General features: G+C 64.8%; 20 protein-coding genes. 3 read left to right on the plus strand and 17 right to left on the minus strand.

From position 1 onward, the window contains the following. Nucleotides 1–55 precede the first annotated feature (55 nt). Genes BDOA9_RS23840 through BDOA9_RS23850 form a run of 3 tightly spaced genes read right to left on the minus strand, consistent with a single transcriptional unit; the run spans nucleotide 56 to nucleotide 992 of the window. Nucleotides 56–418 (minus strand): hypothetical protein, encoded by a 363-nt coding sequence (locus tag BDOA9_RS23840; RefSeq protein ID WP_025036481.1) that lies wholly within the window; start codon nucleotides 416–418, stop codon nucleotides 56–58. Further along, the gene (locus tag BDOA9_RS23845) at nucleotides 415–603 is read right to left on the minus strand and encodes a hypothetical protein (protein WP_042336422.1); all 189 of its coding nucleotides are present in this window, start codon (nucleotides 601–603) and stop codon (nucleotides 415–417) included. Before BDOA9_RS23845 ends, BDOA9_RS23840 begins: the two co-directional genes overlap by 4 nt. Continuing rightward, complete coding sequence (locus tag BDOA9_RS23850; RefSeq protein WP_025036482.1) at nucleotides 600–992, minus strand: hypothetical protein; 393 nt, start codon at nucleotides 990–992, stop codon at nucleotides 600–602. Before BDOA9_RS23850 ends, BDOA9_RS23845 begins: the two co-directional genes overlap by 4 nt. 630 nt (nucleotides 993–1,622) lie before the next feature. On the opposite strand from BDOA9_RS23850, the gene BDOA9_RS23855 reads away from it, so the two are divergent. The 3 genes from BDOA9_RS23855 to BDOA9_RS23865 all read left to right on the plus strand — a co-directional run bounded on the left by BDOA9_RS23855 (nucleotide 1,623) and on the right by BDOA9_RS23865 (nucleotide 4,759). Beyond that, complete coding sequence (locus tag BDOA9_RS23855) at nucleotides 1,623–3,608, plus strand: PAS domain S-box protein (RefSeq protein WP_025036483.1); 1,986 nt, start codon at nucleotides 1,623–1,625, stop codon at nucleotides 3,606–3,608. Further along, nucleotides 3,605–4,276, plus strand: coding sequence for a response regulator transcription factor (locus BDOA9_RS23860; RefSeq protein WP_025036484.1), 672 nt, complete (start codon nucleotides 3,605–3,607; stop codon nucleotides 4,274–4,276). Before BDOA9_RS23855 ends, BDOA9_RS23860 begins: the two co-directional genes overlap by 4 nt. 96 nt (nucleotides 4,277–4,372) lie before the next feature. Continuing rightward, on the plus strand, nucleotides 4,373–4,759 hold the full coding sequence (locus tag BDOA9_RS23865) for a response regulator transcription factor (protein ID WP_025036485.1): 387 nt from the start codon (nucleotides 4,373–4,375) through the stop codon (nucleotides 4,757–4,759). Between the two features lie 37 nt (nucleotides 4,760–4,796). On the opposite strand, the gene BDOA9_RS23870 is transcribed toward BDOA9_RS23865, so the two are convergent. The 14 genes from BDOA9_RS23870 to BDOA9_RS23935 all read right to left on the minus strand — a co-directional run bounded on the left by BDOA9_RS23870 (nucleotide 4,797) and on the right by BDOA9_RS23935 (nucleotide 19,104). Then, nucleotides 4,797–5,768 carry a tripartite tricarboxylate transporter substrate binding protein BugD gene (locus BDOA9_RS23870; protein WP_025036486.1) on the minus strand — a complete coding sequence of 324 codons (972 nt, stop codon included), beginning with the start codon at nucleotides 5,766–5,768 and terminating at the stop codon, nucleotides 4,797–4,799. Between the two features lie 78 nt (nucleotides 5,769–5,846). Further along, nucleotides 5,847–7,088 carry a threonine synthase gene (locus tag BDOA9_RS23875; RefSeq protein ID WP_025036487.1) on the minus strand — a complete coding sequence of 414 codons (1,242 nt, stop codon included), beginning with the start codon at nucleotides 7,086–7,088 and terminating at the stop codon, nucleotides 5,847–5,849. Nucleotides 7,089–7,221: 133 nt separating this feature from the next. Further along, complete coding sequence (gene lpdA, locus BDOA9_RS23880; RefSeq protein ID WP_025036488.1) at nucleotides 7,222–8,643, minus strand: dihydrolipoyl dehydrogenase; 1,422 nt, start codon at nucleotides 8,641–8,643, stop codon at nucleotides 7,222–7,224. 17 nt (nucleotides 8,644–8,660) lie between these two features. Continuing rightward, the gene (locus BDOA9_RS23885; RefSeq protein WP_025036489.1) at nucleotides 8,661–8,894 is read right to left on the minus strand and encodes a hypothetical protein; all 234 of its coding nucleotides are present in this window, start codon (nucleotides 8,892–8,894) and stop codon (nucleotides 8,661–8,663) included. 22 nt (nucleotides 8,895–8,916) lie between these two features. Further along, nucleotides 8,917–10,272, minus strand: a complete 1,356-nt coding sequence (locus BDOA9_RS23890; protein ID WP_025036490.1) for a pyruvate dehydrogenase complex dihydrolipoamide acetyltransferase — start codon at nucleotides 10,270–10,272, stop codon at nucleotides 8,917–8,919. A gap of 63 nt (nucleotides 10,273–10,335) precedes the next feature. Next, nucleotides 10,336–10,788 carry a nucleoside deaminase gene (locus BDOA9_RS23895; RefSeq protein WP_025036491.1) on the minus strand — a complete coding sequence of 151 codons (453 nt, stop codon included), beginning with the start codon at nucleotides 10,786–10,788 and terminating at the stop codon, nucleotides 10,336–10,338. Nucleotides 10,789–10,790: 2 nt separating this feature from the next. Then, nucleotides 10,791–11,093, minus strand: a complete 303-nt coding sequence (locus tag BDOA9_RS23900) for a DUF5076 domain-containing protein (RefSeq protein WP_008547332.1) — start codon at nucleotides 11,091–11,093, stop codon at nucleotides 10,791–10,793. Between the two features lie 3 nt (nucleotides 11,094–11,096). Next, complete coding sequence (locus BDOA9_RS23905) at nucleotides 11,097–12,479, minus strand: pyruvate dehydrogenase complex E1 component subunit beta (protein WP_025036492.1); 1,383 nt, start codon at nucleotides 12,477–12,479, stop codon at nucleotides 11,097–11,099. Nucleotides 12,480–12,507: 28 nt separating this feature from the next. After that, nucleotides 12,508–13,530, minus strand: a complete 1,023-nt coding sequence (pdhA, locus tag BDOA9_RS23910) for a pyruvate dehydrogenase (acetyl-transferring) E1 component subunit alpha (RefSeq protein WP_025036493.1) — start codon at nucleotides 13,528–13,530, stop codon at nucleotides 12,508–12,510. A gap of 246 nt (nucleotides 13,531–13,776) precedes the next feature. Further along, nucleotides 13,777–15,294, minus strand: a complete 1,518-nt coding sequence (gene adh, locus BDOA9_RS23915; RefSeq protein ID WP_025036494.1) for an aldehyde dehydrogenase — start codon at nucleotides 15,292–15,294, stop codon at nucleotides 13,777–13,779. A gap of 264 nt (nucleotides 15,295–15,558) precedes the next feature. Further along, entirely contained in the window at nucleotides 15,559–16,518 is a 960-nt protein-coding gene (locus tag BDOA9_RS23920; protein WP_025036495.1) for a helix-turn-helix domain-containing protein, read from the minus strand. Between the two features lie 218 nt (nucleotides 16,519–16,736). Continuing rightward, entirely contained in the window at nucleotides 16,737–17,054 is a 318-nt protein-coding gene (locus BDOA9_RS23925) for an FtsB family cell division protein (RefSeq protein ID WP_025036496.1), read from the minus strand. Nucleotides 17,055–17,215: 161 nt separating this feature from the next. Continuing rightward, nucleotides 17,216–17,767, minus strand: a complete 552-nt coding sequence (locus BDOA9_RS23930; protein WP_025036497.1) for an NADPH-dependent FMN reductase — start codon at nucleotides 17,765–17,767, stop codon at nucleotides 17,216–17,218. Between the two features lie 203 nt (nucleotides 17,768–17,970). After that, entirely contained in the window at nucleotides 17,971–19,104 is a 1,134-nt protein-coding gene (locus tag BDOA9_RS23935; protein ID WP_025036498.1) for a zinc-binding dehydrogenase, read from the minus strand. Between the last annotated feature and the right edge of the window lie 34 nt (nucleotides 19,105–19,138).

A 19,138-nucleotide genomic window follows, 5' to 3' on the forward strand; every position in this document is an offset into this window, starting at 1 on the left:
CGCGGCGCCTGCAAGGATATGGTGCTGCGGCTTCCACGCGCCTGCAGTCGCGCAGCTAGGTGTCACCTCCTTCCATCGTGATCGGATCGCGACTGTCCAAATATGCGCCGGTCAGGGCTCTCGCGACGGCCCAGGTGTTGGTCGTGCAGCTCCAGCACCAGACGGCGCCCATGACCGTCAACGTCTCGATCATGCTGACGGCGGCAAGTTCGACGTTTCCCAGGGCCGGTCCTGTCCGCCCGGACACCGGCCATTCCATCAACAGCGTGGAGAATTCGCCGCGCCGGTAGCAAACGTCGTCACAGTAACGGCGCTGTGTCCGCGCATGGCGGACATAGCCGGAGCGCAGAGAGCGCGAGCATGTGCTGCACGCGGCCGCATGCAGCGGGGGCTCGTGATTGACCACCACGAACTTCATGAAGCCGCTCTCACGGCATCTTTCGCGAGCGTCTCGCAGAACAACGCGTAGCACTGATGGTCGCAGTAAGGCAGACGGGTCGCGATCTCGCGCAGATAGCTGCCGCTGATCGGCTCGCAGCACTGCATGCACGAGGTCAGCCGGAACGGGGTCCGGCCGTTGACCAGCACGAACGCGAATCTCATGTGGCACCTCCCAAAGCGAAGCAGTAAACGCTGTCGAGCGGCGACAGTGCGGGCGGTGGAGCGCACAGATGGTTTCGGCCGTCCGGATTGTCCCTGTTTCGCTCCACCTTTTGCGGCGGGATCAGAATGTATCTCCCGTCCTCCCGGCGCCGCGCGTAGATCTGGCCGCCGACGTACTTGATGTCGGTCGGATAACAGTCGGCGCTGTTGCAACAACTGACGCTCGGGTTATCAGGCATGTGCCAGGTGGAATAGAACTTTTCGTGTAGCGCCTGGTCCTGGGGCGGGTGCTGGCGATGAACGGCACCGTGTCCGGTCTCCTGTGCCTGGGCGCCCGCGATAGGGGCGATGAGAACGATCCAGCAGAAGAGCTTGCATGTGCGGTTCAACGCGCGGCCTCCCGGATCAGCTCTCCAATGCAGCCCTATGCGACCTGAGCCCGAAACAACCAGCGGCGGTCGCGTTCGCTCCGCGTGCGGAAGCGATCAACGCACTTCTTGGAGCAGAGCGCCGTACGCCAGAAATGGTAGCGGATCAGACCAAACCTGCCGCCGCACACCGCACAGCCGTTGAGTGAGGAGCAACTTTCGGACTCCGATGGGCGACGCTCAGGAAGTACCGACATTTCGCACATTGCTGTCTTCCTCTGCTACTGCGCTTTTCTCAGCTATTCCCTTCGACACTCCCGATGGTCGAGAGGCTAGTCCGCCGGGCACGAAGCGCTCAATTGTACGGAGGTAAAATGGCCGACATGACTAGGCATGGAGGAGCTATACCTAGGTTTGTTCCGTACTCGCCCGGGGTCGAGCCTCATGTTCAACGGGACGGCGCACGTCGCTCCGGCTGCACGGTCGACGTGAAAACTGGCACGGTGTCCTTGATGCCGCAACGGACCCGGCGGCGAGCCGACAGTCCAAAGCTGAACGTCGTGACGGTCGATCCGACTTTGGCCGGAATTGCTCCTCTCGCCGCAACGTGCTCTACTGATGTTCACGAAGTGAGTGCCGGGAGCATCTGCGATGAAGCCTGGCCGGGCAGCGACGTTCGGGAAGTCAGCCGCGCAGTTCCTCGTCGGCTGCCTGAGGCAAACTATACCCGCCAAGCAGCGCACCGATCCCAATGCTGCCGACTTGCTCGAAGCGGTCAAGCAGTGGCAGCAGGTCTTCGAGCACACGCCGGTCATGTACTTCATGGTCGATCCGGCCGGTACCGTGATCAACGTGAACACGTTCGGCGCCGACCAGCTGGGCTACACGCCGGCGGATTTGATCGGCCGATCCGTGCTGGATGTCTTCCTCGCGGAAGATCGCGCCACCGTCCGCGCCTGTGTCGCGTTGTGCCTCGAAACCGTTGATCAGTCGCACACCTGGGAAATCCGCAAGGTTCGCAAGGACGGCTCGATGCTGTGGGTGCGCGAGAACGCCAAGGCCATGCTGCGGGCCAATGGCGGGCCAATCGTGCTGGTCGCCTGCGAGAACATCACCGAGCGCAAGGAGGCGGAGAACGCGCTGCGACAGAGCGAGGCTTACCTCGCCCAGGCGCAGGAATTGAGTCACACCGGCAGTTTCGGCTGGAAGGCCGCAACCCGCGAGATCACCTGGTCCAAGGAGACCTATCGCATCTTCCAATGCGAAGAGGGGACGAAGCCCGCGATCCCATTCATGCTTCAGCGGATCCATCCGGAGGACCGGCTCGCCGTGCAGCAGACGACGGGCCGCGCGGCGCGCGAGGGCAAGGATTATGATCACGAATACCGGCTGGTCATGCCCGACGGTTCCGTCAAATACGTTCGCGCAGTCGCACGGGCGATGCGAGATGCGAGCGGTCACGTCGAGTTCGTCGGATCGGTCAGCGACATCACCGCGACAAAGGAGGCCGAACGCAGGCTTCGTGACAGCGAACAGCGCTTTCGCGACTATGCCGAAACTGCATCTGACTGGTTCTGGGAAACCGGGCCAGACCACCGGGTCACCCGGATATCCGAGCACTCCGACACCATCACCGCCCCCGCCGGCCTGATCGGGCTCACGCGTTGGGATATTGCGCCCGACGCCGCTCTCGAGCCCGAAAAATGGCGACAACATCGAGCGGCGCTCGACGCCCACGTCCCGTTTCGCGACCTGGTGTATCGCAGCAAAGACCGCAGCGGGCAGCCGATCTACGTCCGGACCAGCGGCAAGCCGTTCTTCGACGCCGACGGCGCTTTCCTGGGCTACCGTGGCGTGTGCACCGACGTAACCGCGGCGATCCGAGCCAATCAAGCGGAGGACGCGCTGCGCAAGGCGCAGGCCGAGCTCGCCCATGTGACACGCGTCACGACGCTGGGTGAGCTGACCGCCTCGATTGCCCACGAAATCAATCAGCCGCTCGCTGCAGTGATCGCAAACGCCGACGCCTGCCTCGCCTGGCTGCAGCGCAGTCCGCCGGATCTCAATGCGGCCCGCCGCTCCGTCGAATGGATCATCGAGGACGGCAGGCGTGCCGGCGACGTGATCCGTCACGTTCGGGCGCTCGCCAAGCGGTCTGACATCGAGATGGTTCCGCTGGACGCCAATGCGGTCGTGCGGGAGGCCGTCGCGCTCGTTCAGCGCGAGATGGCCAGCCACGCCGTGTCCGTCCGCATGGAGCTGTCGTCGGCACTGCCGAAGATCTTTGGCGATCGCATCCAATTGCAGCAGGTGCTGATCAACCTGATCATGAACGGGATCGAGGCCATGGAAGACGTCCTCGATCGCCCGCGCGAACTGGCGATCCGCTCACAGGCCAGCGGCGATGGCGCGATGCAAATGAGCGTTTCCGACTGCGGGGGCGGCATCAGCGAACAGGCGATAGACCGCCTGTTCACGCCGTTCTTCACCACGAAGACGTCCGGCATGGGCATGGGTCTGTCGATCTGCCGATCGATCATCGAGGCCCATGGCGGGCGACTTTCCGCCATACCAAATCAGGGGCGCGGCGCGACTTTTCAGATCACCTTGCCTCTCCACCAAGAGGACGCATCGTGACCGAGCGCGCGGAATCTCCGCCACCGCAGAAGGACGGCGATCAACCGATTGTCCTCATCGTCGACGACGACGCGTCCATGCGCCGCGCGCTCACCAATCTGTTCGAGTCGGTCGGTCTCAAGGTCGAGGCATTCGGCTCGGCGCCGCAGCTGCTCCAGGCCAAGCCGCCAGACGTCCCGAGCTGCCTGGTGCTCGACATCCGCCTGCCCGGAACGAGCGGCCTCGAGCTGCAGACCGACCTCGCCAAGGCAAATATCCACACGCCCATCATCTTCATTACCGGTCATGGCGATATTCCCATGACGGTTCGGGCCATGAAGAGCGGCGCGATCGACTTCCTGACCAAGCCGGTCCGCGATCAGGACATTCTCGACGCAGTCCAGGCCGCGATCGAGCGAGACCGCAAGCGCCGCGACCTCAACAGGACGGTCTCGACGGTCAGATCACGCTTCGAGACACTGTCGTCGCGGGAGCGAGACGTATTGTCACTGGTGACGTCCGGCCTGATGAACAAGCAGGTGGCCGCCCGGCTCGGATTGGCCGAAATCACCGTCAAAATCTACCGCGGCCAGATCATGCGGAAAATGGGCGCCAAGTCGCTGGCCGACCTGGTGAGAATGAGCGAGGCGCTCGGGATTGGCCCGAACAAGCCCGATGCACAAACCTAAGTATGAGTTTCCAATCATGACCGGCAGGTCCACCTTACGCCTTTGTTTTGGGGCCGTGGCGACGGCAAGCGTAATTCCCGGCGAGGAGCGGACGTCTTGTCAGCGGCTTCGGTCATCTCGGTGCTTGACGACGACCCTTACGTTCGGGCCGCGATCAACAATCTCCTGGAATCGCGCGGATACAACGTTCACACATTCGCCTCGGCGGAGGAATTCCTGAGCTCGACCGATCCGAGCGACACCTCCTGCGTGATCGCCGACGTTCAGATGCCGCTGATGAGCGGAATCGATCTATTGACGCAGATGCGGGCGCAGGGTTCGGCCACGCCGTTCATATTCATCACAGCTTTCCCGGATGAGGGCGTGCGTGTGCGGGCGCTCAATGCAGGCGCAATCTGTTTTCTCGGCAAGCCGTTCGCTGCCTCGGATCTGATGCAATGCCTGGACCGTGCGCTGGCACCGGGTCATCAAACCACGTCGTGAGCGCCCCGCGGCCAGCGAGGCCTGCGCCGCCCCGCCCTCAGTCCACCTTGATGTTCGCCGCCTTGATGATCGGCCACCATTTCGCGATCTCGCCCCTTTGCCGCGTGCCGAGCGCTTCGGGCGTGAGCTGATCCTCGGGCGTCATCTCGAGACCCTGGCTTTCGAGCTGCTTCCTCACGGCCGGATCGTTCAGCGCCTCCACGGCCGCGGCGTTGAGCTTTGCGACGATCTCCTTCGGTGTGCCCTTCGGCACCCACATGCCCGACCACAGCGTCATGTTGAAGCCTTTCAGGCCCGCCTCCTCCGCGGTCGGGATCTCGGGCGCGGAGGCGAGGCGCTTGTCGTCGGTGACGGCGTAGGCGCGGATGGTGCCAGCGCGGACCTGGCCGATGGAGTTGGAGGTCTGGTCGACGATGATGTCGATCTGGCCGGCGATCAGGTCGTTCAGTGCGGGCGCCGTGCCGCGATACGGCACATATTGCAGCTTGATGCCGGAGACGCTCTCGAAATAGACGCCGGCGATGTGGCTGCCGGAGCCCGCGCCGGCCGTGCCGGCGGTCGGCGGCGAGGGCCGCGACTTCAGCCAGTCGATCAGCTCCTTCAGCGAGGTCGCGGGCACCGCGTTCTTGCTCACCACGATCATCGGGTTGCTCGGCAGCAGCACCACCGGCTCGAGGTCGGCGACGAGGTCGAATTTGAGCTTGTAGACGGCGCCGTTGGCGACGTGGGTACCGAGATGGCCGAACGAGATGGTGTAGCCGTCGGGCGGCGATTGCACGGCACGGCCGACACCGATCGAGCCGCCTGCTCCGGTGACGTTCTCGACGACGACCGGCTGGCCGAGCGGCACCCGCATGCGCTCGGCGAGCACCCGCGCCATTGCGTCCGAAGGGCCCCCGGCCGCGAACGGCACAATGATGGTAATGGGATGGGAGGGATAGTCCTGGGCGCGCGCAGCGCCTGCAACAGCGAGAACAGCAATCAGCGCAGCCCAGAAGGCCTTCTTCATTGTCTTCTCCCCAGATGTCATATTGTTCTTGCTCTTCCCGCGTACGGGAAGAGGAATCATTCGTGGCGTATTGCCGCGCTAGAACTGCGAATAGTCGATCGGCTTGTGACGATCGAGCGTACGGGTGACCGGCGGCAGCGGGTATTTCAGGCCGGTCGCGCAGTTGAACAGCATGACGCGATCGGTCTTGCTGACGCGACCGTCGGCGAGGCTGTCCTTGTAGGCGGCATAGGTGGCGGCGCCCTCGGGGCAGAGCAAGAGCCCCTCCTCGCGCGCGACCTCGTTCAGCGCCGCCGAGATCTTGTCGTCGTCGACCGCGATGGCAAAGCCCTTGCTCTCGCGCACCGCGCGCAGGATCAGGAAATCGCCGATCGCCTGCGGCACGCGGATGCCCGAGGCGATGGTGTGGGCGTCCTCCCAGCGCGTCGCATGCTCGGTGCCGGCCTCATAGGCGCGCACCATCGGCGCGCAGCCGGAGGCTTGCACCGCGACCATGCGCGGGCGCTTCGAACCGATGAAGCCGATCTTCTCCAGCTCGTCGAAAGCCTTCCACATGCCGATCAGGCCCGTGCCGCCGCCGGTCGGATAGAAGATCACGTCGGGCACGTCCCAGCCGAGCTGCTCGGCGAGCTCGAGGCCCATCGTCTTCTTGCCCTCGATGCGGTACGGCTCCTTCAAGGTCGAGGTGTCGAACCAGCCGACCTTGGCCTTGCCCTCGCCGACGATCTTGCCGCAATCGTCGATATAGCCGTTGACGCGGTAGACGGTCGCGCCCTGCAGCTCGATCTCGCTGACATTCACCTCCGGCGTATCGGCCGGGCAGAAGATCGTGGTCTTGATGCCGCAGGACGTGGCATAAGCCGCGAGCGCCGCGCCGGCATTGCCGTTGGTCGGCATCGCCATGTGCTTGATGCCGAGCGCCTTGCCCATCGACACCGCCATCACGAGGCCGCGCGCCTTGAACGAGCCGGTCGGCAGCCGTCCCTCGTCCTTGACGATGATCTCGCCGCCGCCGAGTTTTGCGCCGAGCTTCGGCAGCCGGATCAGGGGCGTCGTGACTTCGCCGAGCGAGACGATGTCCTTGCATTTGCGGACGGGCAAGAGCTCGCGGTAGCGCCACATGTCGCCGGGGCGCTCCTTGAGCGCATCCTTGGTCAGCGCCTTCTTCACGCCCGCGAGGTCGTAGCGGACCAGAAGCGGCTTGCCGGCCTTGGAGAGGTTGTGGACCTGGTCGGCCGCGTAATGATCGCCCTCCATCGCGCATTCCAGATGCGTGACGAAGGTCGGGCGTTCGATGGTGAGATTGTCATTGTCGTGCATGGCTCGATTCTTTCTTCTTCCTTGGGTCGCCAGCTTCTTGCCTCCGTCATTGCCGGGCTTGACCCGGCAATCCATCCCTTGAAGAGCGCTTCGCTGGATGGATGCGCGGGTCAAGCCCGCGCATGACGAGCGGTCAAATGTTCAACACCCGTCCATAGGCATCCAGCACAGCTTCCTTCATCATCTCCGACAGGGTCGGATGCGGGAAGACCGTGTGCATCAGCTCTTCTTCCGTCGTCTCCAGGTTCATGGCGACGACGTAGCCCTGGATCAGCTCGGTGACTTCCGCGCCGACCATGTGAGCGCCGAGCAGCTGGCCGGTCTTCTTGTCGAAGATGACCTTGACCAGGCCCTGGTCCTCGCCGAGCGCGATGGCCTTGCCGTTGCCGACGAAGGGGAAGCGGCCGACGCGGATCTCGCGGCCGTTCTCCTTGGCCTTGGCCTCCGTCAAACCGACGGATGCAACCTGCGGATGGCAATAGGTGCATCCCGGGATCATGTTCTTGTCCATGGGGTGCGGATGCAGGCCCTTGATCGCCTCGATGCAGATCACGCCTTCATGCTCGGCCTTGTGCGCGAGCATCGGGGGACCGGCGACATCGCCGATGGCGTAGATGCCGGGGACGTTGGTCTTGCCGTAGCCGTCGACGACGACAATGCCGCGGTCGGTCTTCACCCCGAGCTTTTCGAGACCGAGATTCTCGATATTGCCGACGACGCCGACCGCCGAAATCACGCGCTCGAACTCGGTTGTGACAGGCTTGCCCTTGCCGTCGTCGATGGTGGCGAGGACGCTGTCGGCCTTCTTCTCCAGCTTGGTGACCTTGGTCGAGGACATGATCTTGATGCCCTGCTTCTCCAGCCGCTTGCGGGCGAGGCCTGCGATCTCGGCGTCCTCGACCGGGAGGATCTGCGGCAGCACCTCGACCACGGTGACGTCGCTTCCCATCGTGTGGAAGAACGATGCGAACTCGATGCCGATCGCCCCCGAGCCGACCACCAGCAGCGACTTCGGCATCCGCTCCGGCACCATCGCCTCGAAATAGGTCCAGACCAGCTTCTTGTCGGGTTCGAGTCCCGGCAGCACGCGCGGCCGCGCGCCGGTGGCGACGATGATGTGCTTGGCCTGATAGGTCCCCTCACCCAGCGCGCCCTTCGGGCCCTCGACGTTGGACTTCTTCACCGTGATCTTGCCGGGCGCATCGATCGAGGCTGCGCCCCAGATCACGCTGACCTTGTTCTTCTTCATCAGGAAGCCGACGCCGTCGTTCAGCCGCTTGGAGACGCCGCGCGAGCGCTGCACCACGGCCTTCGGATCGAACGAGACCTTCTCCGCCGACAGGCCGTAATCCCCGGCGTGCTGCATGTAGTGATAGATCTCCGCCGAGCGCAGCAGCGCCTTGGTCGGGATGCAGCCCCAGTTCAGGCAGATGCCGCCGAGATAGGACTTTTCGACGATCGCAGTCTTGAAGCCGAGCTGAGCGGCGCGGATCGCGGTGACATAGCCGCCGGGGCCGGAGCCGATGATGATGACGTCGAAGGATGTGTCGGCCATGGCGGCTCCCGTTCAACTCAAGAGGCGCCGCCGGCGCGGCGCTTGACCAGAAAAGACCTCACCAGCCATTCGAGCACCACCACCAGGACTATGATGGCCAGCGCGGTGAGCACGATCGGCTGGGCGATGTTCCGTGCCAGCTGCTCGCCGGCAAAGAACGCAGAGTGAAGAAAGTCGAGCCCAACCGGGTTGAGCGCGACGATGGCGCCGAGCAGCAGCGATATCCAAGGCCAGCGGGTACGGACATGCAAGGCTGCCCCCTCTGCCGCCGCGTCAGACCATCATCATCACGGGGTTTTCGATCAGCTGCTTGAACGCGCCGATCAGTTCGGCGCCGAGCGCGCCGTCGATGGCGCGGTGATCGCAGGACAGGGTCACGCTCATCATGTTCGCGATCTCGATCTTGCCGCCGCGCACGACGGGACGCTCCTCGCTGGTACCGACCGCGAGGATGGTCGCATGCGGCGGGTTGATCACGGCGGTGAAGTGGCTGATGCCGTACATGCCGAGATTGGAGACCGCCGTGGTGCCGCCCTGGTATTCCTCGGGCTTCAGCTTGCGGGAACGGGCACGCGCGGCAAAATCCTTCATCTCGTTGGAGATGGTCGACAGCGTCTTGGTCTCGGCCTTGCGGATGATCGGCGTGATCAGGCCGCCGGGCATCGCGACGGCCACGCCGACGTCGGAATGATGATGCTTGACCATGCCGCTTTCGGTCCAGCTCACATTGCAGTTCGGGATCTTCTGCAGCGCGACCGCCATCGCCTTGATGACGAAGTCGTTGACCGAGATCTTGTAGAGCGGCTTCTTCTCCTTGTCCTTGGGAGCCGCGGCATTGATCTCCTCGCGGGCAGTGAGCAGCTTGCCGATGTCGCAGTCGATGGTGAGATAGAAGTGCGGGACGTTCTGGATCGACGCGGTCAGGCGCTGGGCAATGGTGCGGCGCATGCCGTCATGCGGGACGATGTCGTAAGAGCCCGGCTCGAACAACGACAGGATCTGCTTGTCCGACATGGTCGGCGCGATCGAAGGCGCGCCCGACGGGGCGGCAGCGGGTGCCTTGAGGCCCTTGCCGGACTTGGCCTGCTCGACGTCGCGCGCGACCACGCGGCCGTGCGGGCCGGTGCCGGTGACCATGCCGACATCGATGCCGGCTTCCTTGGCCAGGCGCCGCGCCAGCGGCGAGGAGAATACGCGACCACCATGACCATTGGCCTGCGCGGCAGGCGCTGCAGCCTGAGGGGCCGGAGCCGCGGGGGGCGGCGGTGCAGCCTTCGGCGCAGCAGGCGCGGGCGCGGGCGCCGGGGCAGCAGCGGATGCTTCAGCAGCTTTCGGCGGCGCGGCCGACGCGCTGGGCTTGGCGCTGCCTGCAGCCTTCACGTCCTCGCCCTCGCCGGCGAGCACCGCGATCACGTCGTTGACCGGGACATCCTGCGTGCCCTCGGGCACCAGGATCTTGGCGATCGTGCCCTCGTCGATCGCCTCGACCTCCATGGTCGCCTTGTCGGTCTCGATCTCGGCGATGACGTCGCCGGACTTGACCTTGTCGCCTTCCTTCTTCAGCCACTTGGCGAGGTTGCCCTTCTCCATCGTCGGCGAGAGAGCGGGCATCAGGATGTTGATGGGCATGCTGACCTCAAGAAGAACTTTGCAAAACGTCGTCTTTCGACAGCGAAGACGAACAGACCAGGTTTAGTTGCCGATGTCGCCCTGCCACAGGCGCTCATTGGCGGGGATGGAACGCCAATTCTTCATCATGGTGATGGAGCGGTCGTCGGCAAGGTCGATCCAGGGGATGCCGAACTTGTCCAGGATGTCCTTGGAGCCCTCGAAGGTGACGGACTCCCCTATCACCACCAGCTTGACCTTGAACAGCCCGAGCGCGCCGGCGCACATCGAGCAAGGCGACAGCGTGGTGTACATGACGGTGTCGTGGAACGAGATCGCGCCGGCCTCGCGCAGGCAGCTCATCTCGCCGTGCAGGATCGGATTGTTCTCCTGCACGCGGTTGTTGTGGCCGCGCGCGATGATCTTGTTGTCGCGCGTCAGCACCGCGCCGATCGGCAGGCCGCCCTGCGCGATCGAGGCTTCCGCCTCGCGGATCGCCTCGAGCATGAAATCGTAATGATAGGATTCGATCGCCATGGTCAGTGCCCTTTGCCGCGCGGCGTCGTGGTGCCGGTGTCGGTCGGACGCTCGATCTCGGCCTGGAACATGTCGAGGATCCGGTTCAGCGCGTCCTCTTCGGTATATTCGCTCTCGCGCGCATAGGCGCGCGCGGCATGTCGGGCGAGATCGACCAGCAGGAGGCCCCACATGTCCGGCTCCTCGAAGGCGCGCTGGAATGCCATCGACAGCCCGCCGTCCAGCACGAACACGCGCAGGATCTCGACCGCATCGTCGCGGGTCATGACGTCGGGCGGCAGTGGCTGCTCCTTGGGGCCCGCCATGGTCTACCTATAGCAGACGGCTTTGGCGGCCTCGACCACTTCCGCCGCCGAGGGCAGCGCGAGCTTCTCCAGGTTCGCGGCATAGGGCATCGGCACGTCCTTGCCGGAGACGCGCGTCACCGGCGCGTCGAGATAATCGAACGCGTTCTCCATGATGCGCGCGGCGATCTCGGCGCCGACGCCGCTCTGGGCCCAGCCCTCCTCCACCGTGACGGCCCGGCCGGTCTTCTTGACCGAATTGACGATGGTCTCGGTATCCATCGGGCGCAGCGTGCGCAGGTCGATCACCTCGGCCTCGATGCCGTCCTTGGCAAGCTCGTCGGCGGCCTTCAGCGCATAGGTCATGCCGTTCGACCAGGAGATGATGGTGACGTGGCTGCCGGCGCGGACGATGCGCGCCTTGCCGATCGGGATGATGAAATCGTCGAGCTTGGGCACTTCGCCGGTGTGGCCGTACAGCACCTCGTTCTCGAGGAAGATCACCGGGTTGGGATCGCGGATCGCGGCCTTGAGCAGGCCCTTGGCGTCGGCGGCCGAATATGGCGCGACGACCTTCAGGCCCGGAATGTGCGAGTACCAGGCCGAATAGTCCTGGCTGTGCTGGGCGGCGACGCGCGCGGCCGCACCGTTCGGACCGCGGAACACGATCGAGCAACCCATCTGCCCGCCCGACATGTAGAGCGTCTTGGCCGCCGAATTGATGATCTGGTCGATTGCCTGCATGGCGAAGTTGAAGGTCATGAACTCGACGATCGGCTTGAGCCCGGTCATCGCCGCGCCGACGCCGACGCCGGCGAAGCCATGCTCGGTGATCGGCGTATCGATCACGCGCTTGGCGCCGAACTCCTGCAGCAGGCCCTGGGTGACCTTGTAGGCGCCCTGATATTCGGCGACCTCTTCGCCCATCACGAACACGTCCGCGTCGCGGCGCATCTCTTCGGCCATGGCATCGCGCAAGGCTTCGCGGATGGTCTGCGTCACCATTTCGGTGCCGGCGGGGACTTCCGGATCGGGCTCGGCGACGGCCTGCGGAGCAGGCGCAGCTTTCGGCGCGGGCGCCTCGGCCTTTGCCGCGGCGGGCGGCGCGGACTCCGCAGCCTTCGCGGCCGCTGCGGGTGCCTTGGCGAGATCAGCCGCGCTCTCGCCGTCGGCGAGAATGGTCGCGATCGGGGTGTTCACCGCGACGTCGGCGGTGCCCTCGGGGATCAGGATCTTGCCGAGCGTGCCCTCGTCGGTCGCCTCGACCTCCATGGTCGCCTTGTCGGTCTCGATCTCGGCGATGACGTCGCCGGACTTGATCGGCTCGCCCTCTTTCTTCAGCCATTTGGCGAGGTTGCCCTTCTCCATCGTGGGCGACAACGCGGGCATCAGCACTTGAATTGGCATGTCTTCTCCAAAGAAAGCTTGCGCGCGTTCAGCGGTACACGTCGGTCCAGAGCTCGGCGGCATCCGGCTCGGGATCGTGCTGGGCGAAATCGGCGGAGGCGTTGACGATGTCGCGCACTTCGGCGTCGATCGCCTTCAGATCGGCCTCGCTGACCTTGGCGGCGAGCAGGCGATTGCGCACCTGCTCGATCGGGTCCTGGTCGTGGCGGACCTTCTCGACCTCCTCGCGCGTGCGATATTTTGCAGGATCGGACATCGAGTGGCCGCGATAGCGGTAGGTCTGCATCTCCAGGATGAAGGGACCCTTGCCGGCGCGGCACCAGGCCGCCGCCTCCTCGCCCGCCGCCTTCACGGCGCGGACGTCCATGCCGTCGACCTGCTTGCCGGGGATGTTGAAGGAGACGCCGCGCTTGGAGAAATCCTGCTGCGCCGAGGCGCGCGAGACCGAGGTGCCCATGGCGTAGCGGTTGTTCTCGATGACGTAGATCACCGGCAGCTTCCAGAGCTCGGCCATGTTGAAGCTCTCATAGACCTGGCCCTGGTTGGCCGCGCCGTCGCCGAAATAGGTGACGCTGACATTGCCGTTGCCGCGATAGTGATTGGCGAAGGCGAGACCCGTGCCGAGCGAGACCTGGGCACCGACGATGCCGTGGCCGCCGTAGAAGTGCTTCTCCTTGCTGAACATGTGCATGGAGCCGCCCTTGCCCTTGGAATAGCCGCCGCGGCGTCCCGTCAGCTCGGCCATCACGCCATTGGCATCCATGCCGGTCGCGAGCATGTGCCCGTGATCGCGATAGCCGGTGATGACCTGATCGCCCTCTTTCAGGGCCATCTGCATGCCCACCACCACGGCCTCCTGGCCGATATAGAGGTGGCAGAAGCCGCCGATGGCGCCCATGCCGTAGAGCTGGCCGGCCTTTTCCTCGAACCGCCGGATCAGGAGCATGTCGCGGAGCGCCTTGAGCTCCTGCTCCCTGGTGAATTCCGGGGGCGAACCGCCGTCGATCTTGTCCTGTGGAGCGCTTGCGGCGGCTTTCTTGGGTGCGGCCATGGGAATTCCGGGTCAGAGAAAACTTTCGCCCTCTCTAACCCAAGTCAAACGCCCTTGGAAAGCACCGCGGCGGCATGGCACGACTTTCATTATGCCGCACTGCAGCGTGATCGAAATTTTGGAAAATCTTTGGCGCTGATCAGGCAACAAATCTATGCACGCCACGGCGCGCGCAGATTCGTGACCGGACCAAGAACGGCGCGTGCGGAGCGGACGGCGCCGAAACGGCGCCGCCCTCTCCCACGCTCAGAAGAAGCCGAGCTTCTTCGGGCTGTAGCTGACCAGGAGGTTCTTGGTCTGCTGGTAGTGATCGAGCATCATCTTGTGGGTCTCACGCCCGACACCCGACTGCTTGTAGCCGCCGAACGCCGCATGGGCGGGATAGGCATGGTAGCAATTGGTCCAGACCCGGCCGGCCTGGATCTCCCGGCCGAAGCGGTAGCAGCGGTTGGCGTCGCGGCTCCAGACGCCGGCACCCAGGCCATAGAGCGTGTCGTTGGCGATCGCGAGCGCCTCCTCGTCGGTCTTGAAGGTCGTGACAGAGACGACCGGGCCGAAGATCTCCTCCTGGAAGATTCGCATCTTGTTGTGGCCCTCGAACACGGTCGGCTGGACGTAGAAGCCGCCGGCGAGATCGCCGCCGAGCTCGGCGCGTCCGCCGCCCGCCAGCACCTTGGCGCCCTCCTGCTTGCCGATGTCGATATAGGAGAGGATCTTGCTGAGTTGCTCGCTGGAGGCCTGCGCGCCGATCATGGTCGTGGCATCGCGCGGATCGCCCTGCTTGATCGCGGCGACGCGCTTGAGCGCGCGCTCCATGAAGCGGTCGTAGATGTCGGCGTGGACCAGCGCCCGGCTCGGACAGGTGCAGACCTCGCCCTGGTTCAGCGCGAACATGACGAAGCCCTCGATCGCCTTGTCGAAGAAATCGTCGTCCTCGGCGGTGACATCCTTGAAGAAGATGTTCGGCGACTTGCCGCCGAGCTCGAGCGTCACAGGAATCAGGTTCTGGCTGGCATATTGCATGATCAGCCGGCCCGTCGTGGTCTCGCCGGTGAAGGCGATCTTGGCGATGCGCGGGCTCGACGCCAGCGGCTTGCCGGCCTCGAGGCCAAAGCCGTTGACGATGTTGAGCACGCCAGGCGGCAGCAGGTCGGCGATGATCTCGGCGAAGACCATGATCGAGGCCGGGGTCTGCTCGGCGGGCTTGAGCACCACGCAATTGCCGGCGGCCAGCGCCGGCGCGAGCTTCCAGCAGGCCATCAGAAGCGGGAAGTTCCAGGGAATGATCTGGCCGACCACGCCGAGCGGCTCGTGGAAATGATAGGCGATGGTGTCGTGGTCGATCTCGCCGATCGAGCCTTCCTGGGCGCGCACCACGCCGGCGAAATAGCGGAAATGGTCGATCGCGAGCGGCAGGTCGGCGGCGCGCGTCTCGCGGATCGGCTTGCCGTTGTCCCAGGTCTCGGCGATGGCGAGACGCTCGAGATTCTCTTCCATGCGGTCGGCGATCCGGTTCAGGACCGCGGCGCGCTCGGCAACGCTGGTGCGGCCCCAGGCGGCCCTGGCGGCATGCGCCGCGTCGAGCGCCGCCTCGACGTCCTGCGCGTCGGAGCGCGCGATCTTGCAGACCACCTGGCCGGTCAGGGGCGAAGCATTGTCGAAATATTTCCCGGAGATCGGCGCGACGAACTTGCCGCCGATGAAATTGTCGTAGCGTTCGGCAAAGGGCACTTTGGTGACGCTGAGGAATTCCACCTTGTTCATTGATCACTCCCGCTGTTGCTGTTTGCGCTTGTCGTCGCCTGATCGCGACTTGGCGCAGACGATGATGCGGGAGGCGTTTTCTGTCAGCCCGGGCGGACGCGATGGCGGCGCCGACCTGTCGCAGTTTTGCGACAGTCGTGGCGCGAGGCGGTACGAATTGAGCACTCGCTGCTCCACACCGTCATTGCGAGCGCAGCGAAGCAATCCAGAATCTTTCCGCAGAGGGACTCTGGATTGCTTCGCGGCGCTCGCAATGACCTAAATCTAGTGGTTCAGCTCGAACCGCTTCAGCTTCCGGTGCAGCGTGGCGCGGCTGACGCCGAGGGCCTTGGCGGCGGCGGAAACATTGCCGCCGGCGCGCAGCAGCGCGCGCTGCAGCACTGCACGCTGGCCGCCGGCAAGATGATCGCGCGCGGCATCGCCGCCGAGAAGATCGGCCGCAGGCACCGGCCGCAATGCACCGCCGGGCGCGATGCCGAGCGCCAGCCGGGCCGAGCGCGTTGCGCCGATCACCAGATCGTCCGCATCGACCGCAACGAGGCCGCCGCAGCTTCCGTCCGCCGCCTGCGTCAGCACGATGCGGGCATGGGCGAAGACCTTGCGAAACAGGTCGGCCTCGATCCGCTTGGCCGCCTCGCCGGCCGCGAGCGCGATCAGGCTGGCGAAGGCGTCGGTGCGGTCGGCGCGGCAGGAGGAGACGTCGAGCACGCCTGCGAGCGCCGCCTCGTGGTCGTAGATCGGAACGGCGGTGCAGCTCAGAAGCGTGTTGCGGGCGAAGAAGTGCTGGTCGCGATCGATGGTCAGCGAACGCTGCTCGACCAGGCAGGTGCCGATGCCGTTGGTGCCCTCATGCTCCTCGCTCCAGAGCGCGCCCGTCCACAGGCCCCAGGACTGAAACGTCGCGTCGTCCGCCACCGTGCCGCGGCGATCGACCGGCACGCCCTCGCGATCGGCGAGCAGCACACAGCAGCCGGCTGCGCCGACCGCCTGATAAAGCCGATCCATGGCGCCCTGCGCGGCCGAAAGAAGCGGCGTGATGCGCTCGCGCGCCTGCTGCAGCTCGGCTTCGGTGAGCCGCATCGGCGCGGCGTGGCCGCCGGGATCGAGATGATGCAATCGGGAGGAACGGCGCCACGAGGCCACGAGCGCGGACCGAGCCGCCTGGCCTGACGCGATGGCGGCCTCGACGCGGGCCGCGTGATGCCGGGGCATTGTCCCATTCATCACAGTTTCCTCCGGATATCGATTGTAGGACGCGCCGGTGCTGCCCGGTTGATCTGCGTCAACTTCAGCGCGCGCCCACCAAAGGCATGAGCCCGCCGCGGCGCCGCCGTCAAGGCAATCGCCCGGTTCCGGGGTTACGACCTTCGCAGGAGGAGGCAAAGGTGCGGTGGTCGGATCAGCAGCGACTTTCGCTGCGGCTTTCGAAAGCTGCGGATGCGCTAGTTCGCCGGGATCATCCGAACGAGATCGCGCGGATGGACATAGTCGAGCTGGAAGCGCGCCCGCTCGTCCAGCATGTCCGGGTCGATCTTCTCGGACCGCAGCAGCGACACCCGTTGTTCGCTCCTGGCGCGCTCGCGCTTGAGCTGAGCCAGCTCGCTGGTCAGCGCGATGATCTCCTGGTCGAGCTCCTGGCGGGCGTTGAGACCGTATTTGCCGGTGTAGGCGTTGACGCCGAAATAGCCGACGATCGCCGCCGCCATCGCATAGAGGGCAAGACCGGTCAGGATCGATTTCAGGCGCGCGCGGGAGACCATCTTCGGAAGATGGGGCAGCTTGGTTAAGGGAGTGCTAATTCAGCATCAGAGGTCATTCCGGGGCGGCTCGAAGAGCCGAACTCCGGTGCGCAATTGCGCACCGGAGAATCTCGAGATTCCGGGTTCGATGCTTTGCATCGCCCCGGAATGACACCACGGTCTCAGCCCTGATTCTTCGCCACATGCGCGGCGAAGGCGTCGATGTATTGCTGCAGCACGGTCTTGAGGGAGTCCTTGGTCAGGTTCCCCTCCGCATCGAAGGCATCGCCGACGCCGTTGAGGTAGATTTCCGGCTGCTGCAGCAGCGGCCCCGAAATGCCCGGCAGGATGTTCTGCAGGTGCTTGGCCGCGGCAATGCCGCCGAGCGGGCCGGGCGAGTTGGAGATGATGCCGATCGGCTTGCCGTTGAACGAACTCTTGCCATAGGGCCGCGAGGCGACGTCGATGGCGTTCTTCAGGACGCCCGGGATCGAGCGGTTGTATTCGGGCGTGACGAACAGGACGCCGTTCGACGTCTGGAGCTTCTCGCGGAAGGCGAGCCAGTCCGCGGGCGGCGCGCCCTCGAGATCCTGGTTGAAGAACGAGATGCCCGCCGGCGTGATCACCTCGAGCTTGAGCGAGGCAGGCGCGAGCTTGGCGAGCGCATTGGCGATCTTGAGCGAGAAGCTGTCCTTGCGCAGGCTGCCAGCGATCGTGACGATGTTATAGGCCATTGGGTGTCCTTGAAGGCTTGAGCGGGAATGCCGGGACGGCACTTAAGCGATCCGGGGCGATAGATGCAAGTGCATGAACCGGTCCGATTTGGAAACGCTGCGTTTCTGGAAATGCGTCCTTTGGCGCTCGATCCGGGCACGATCAAAAGCAAGCAGGCCGCCAAGCGGCGGCCTGATGCCTACCGATAACCGACCGAACCCGATCACTTGTTCGGGTTGATGAGGAATTTTTCGCCGGTGGCGCGCTTGGCGTAGGCCGCGATATTGGCGGGATCGAGCGCCTCGGCGAGCGACACCACCTTGGTGTAATGGCTGGCGAAGGTGGTCTTGAGCTCGGATGCCACGCGCTGGCGCAGGCGGCCGATCTCGGCCGGACCGATGTTCTGAAGGAATGGCGTGAGCAGCCAGCCGCCGACGCCCCAGCTGAGACCGAACGAGCGGTTCAGCTCCGTCGGCCGCGTGTCGAGGCTGCCGTAGATATAGACCTGCTTGTACACGTTGGAGCCGTAGCGGCTGTATTCCTTCGCGGTCTTGTTGGCCGCGATTTCCATCGCGGTCAGGATCTGGCTCGCCAGCTTGCCGCCGCCGATGGCGTCAAAAGCGATGGTGGCGCCGGTCTCGACCAGCGCGTTGGTGAGATCGTCCATGAAGCTTGGCGCAGTCGAATCTACGACGTATTTGGCGCCGATCTTGTGCAGGATATCGGCCTGCTCCTTGTTCCTGACGATATTGACGAGGCCGATGCCGTCCTTGATGCAGATCTTGTTGAGCATCTGGCCGAGATTGGACGCGGCGGCCGTGTGTACGAGCGCCTTGTGGCCCTCCCGCCGCATCGTCTCGGTCATGCCGAGTGCGGTCAGCGGATTGACGAACCAAGAGGCGCCGTCCGCCGCGGTGGTGCCCGGCGGCAACTCCATGACGTCGCGGACCTTGAGCACGCGGTACTGCGTGTACATCCCGCCGCCGATCATCGACACCGTCTTGCCCATCAGAGCCTTGGCTGCGTCCGACGATCCGGTCCGGATCACCGTGCCGGCGCCCTCGTTGCCGACCGGCAGCGACTGATCAAATCTTGCCGTCATCATCCGCATCGCCGCCTCCGGCATCGTGGCGGTAATGACCGGCATCTCCTTGGTGCCGGAGGCCTTGGCGGCCGACATGTCGGCGGGACCGATCAGGAGCCCGAGGTCGGACGGATTGATCGGGGTGGCCTCGACGCGAACCACGACCTCATCGTCGGCCGGCTCCGGCGTCGGGACCGTCACGAGAGACAATTCCAGCTCGCCGCTCTTCTTCAGCAGCGAACGCAATTCCAGTCCGGTCTTGCCGTCGCTCATGTCGATCCTCCCCTGTCCTTCTCTTCGCGGTCGG

This window comes from Bradyrhizobium sp. DOA9 (assembly GCF_000617845.2).
Classification (GTDB): Bacteria; Pseudomonadota; Alphaproteobacteria; order Rhizobiales; family Xanthobacteraceae; genus Bradyrhizobium.

Bases quoted from the DNA above. Each gene is read 5' to 3' on its own strand.
- BDOA9_RS23840 (WP_025036481.1), bottom strand. From the start codon at position 418: ATGAAGTTCGTGGTGGTCAATCACGAGCCCCCGCTGCATGCGGCCGCG.
- BDOA9_RS23845 (WP_042336422.1), bottom strand. From the start codon at position 603: ATGAGATTCGCGTTCGTGCTGGTCAACGGCCGGACCCCGTTCCGGCTG.
- BDOA9_RS23855 (WP_025036483.1), top strand. From the start codon at position 1,623: ATGAAGCCTGGCCGGGCAGCGACGTTCGGGAAGTCAGCCGCGCAGTTC.
- BDOA9_RS23870 (WP_025036486.1), bottom strand. From the start codon at position 5,768: ATGAAGAAGGCCTTCTGGGCTGCGCTGATTGCTGTTCTCGCTGTTGCA.
- BDOA9_RS23875 (WP_025036487.1), bottom strand. From the start codon at position 7,088: ATGCACGACAATGACAATCTCACCATCGAACGCCCGACCTTCGTCACG.
- lpdA (WP_025036488.1), bottom strand. From the start codon at position 8,643: ATGGCCGACACATCCTTCGACGTCATCATCATCGGCTCCGGCCCCGGC.
- BDOA9_RS23890 (WP_025036490.1), bottom strand. From the start codon at position 10,272: ATGCCCATCAACATCCTGATGCCCGCTCTCTCGCCGACGATGGAGAAG.
- BDOA9_RS23895 (WP_025036491.1), bottom strand. From the start codon at position 10,788: ATGGCGATCGAATCCTATCATTACGATTTCATGCTCGAGGCGATCCGC.
- BDOA9_RS23900 (WP_008547332.1), bottom strand. From the start codon at position 11,093: ATGGCGGGCCCCAAGGAGCAGCCACTGCCGCCCGACGTCATGACCCGC.
- BDOA9_RS23905 (WP_025036492.1), bottom strand. From the start codon at position 12,479: ATGCCAATTCAAGTGCTGATGCCCGCGTTGTCGCCCACGATGGAGAAG.
- pdhA (WP_025036493.1), bottom strand. From the start codon at position 13,530: ATGGCCGCACCCAAGAAAGCCGCCGCAAGCGCTCCACAGGACAAGATC.
- adh (WP_025036494.1), bottom strand. From the start codon at position 15,294: ATGAACAAGGTGGAATTCCTCAGCGTCACCAAAGTGCCCTTTGCCGAA.
- BDOA9_RS23920 (WP_025036495.1), bottom strand. From the start codon at position 16,518: ATGAATGGGACAATGCCCCGGCATCACGCGGCCCGCGTCGAGGCCGCC.
- BDOA9_RS23925 (WP_025036496.1), bottom strand. From the start codon at position 17,054: ATGGTCTCCCGCGCGCGCCTGAAATCGATCCTGACCGGTCTTGCCCTC.
- BDOA9_RS23930 (WP_025036497.1), bottom strand. From the start codon at position 17,767: ATGGCCTATAACATCGTCACGATCGCTGGCAGCCTGCGCAAGGACAGC.
- BDOA9_RS23935 (WP_025036498.1), bottom strand. From the start codon at position 19,104: ATGAGCGACGGCAAGACCGGACTGGAATTGCGTTCGCTGCTGAAGAAG.